Origin of the sequence: Priestia flexa NBRC 15715 (assembly GCF_001591565.1) — a bacterium.
Taxonomy (GTDB): domain Bacteria; phylum Bacillota; class Bacilli; order Bacillales; family Bacillaceae_H; genus Priestia; species Priestia flexa.
Genome location: NZ_BCVD01000248.1, coordinates 1 through 870 on the forward strand (window position 1 = coordinate 1; position 870 = coordinate 870).

Annotated in this window: 1 protein-coding gene; it reads left to right on the forward strand. The window is 37.0% G+C overall.

Annotated elements, in window-relative coordinates:
- The coding region (locus BFL01S_RS19710; protein ID WP_169799878.1) for an IS3 family transposase at positions 1-762 on the forward strand (762 nt) is incomplete at its 5' end.
- Positions 763-870: the final 108 nt, after the last annotated feature.

The following is an 870-nucleotide window of genomic DNA, read 5'->3' on the forward strand; positions in this document are numbered from 1 at the left end:
ATTAGTGAAAGACAGAAGAAGCATGAAAAACTCTCACACGAGATATTAAAGACTCACCTTGAATTCAAGCAACGTTATGGCAGTGTTAAAATTACGAAAACACTAAAAAAGCGTGGTGTTAAAGTAAGTGAGCGTACAGTCTCCCGAATAATGACAAAGAACCACTGGAAGTCTTGTACAGTCAAAAAGTACAAGGCTACGACCAATTCGAGGCATCATCACCCAGTAAGTGAAAACGTCTTAAATCGACAGTTTAAAGCGAGTAAACCAAACCAGTTCTGGGTTACGGATATCACTTATATTCCAACGAATGAGGGCTGGTTGTATTTGGCGACCGTAATGGATTTATATTCTCGTAAGATAATAGGATGGGCCATGGATAAAAAAATGACCAAAGAATTAGTTATCTCTGCGTTAAAGATGGCTTACAAACGCCAAAAACCTGGGAATGGAGTGGTCCATCATTCAGATCGCGGTGTTCAATATGCTTCTTGTGAATATCAAAATCTATTAAAAAAGTACAATATGACTGGCAGCATGAGCCGGAAAGGAAATTGTTACGACAACGCTTGTATTGAGTCCTTTCACGGGATTCTAAAACGAGAGCTTGTTTACCAAACAAAGTATAAAACGAGAGAAGAAGCAAAGAAGTCACTATTTGAATACATTGAGTTCTTTTACAATTCCAAGCGAATTCATTCGACATTGGGGTATTGCACACCGAATGAATTTGAACAAATGTATAGGAAATTTGCAGCTTGATTTCTCCTTCATAAAAAAGTTTAAATCTTTATAAATTTAAACTTTTTTATGAAGGCTACCAAGCGAAAGTGCGGTAGAAATCTGTGTCTATTTTCTTGACGTAGTATC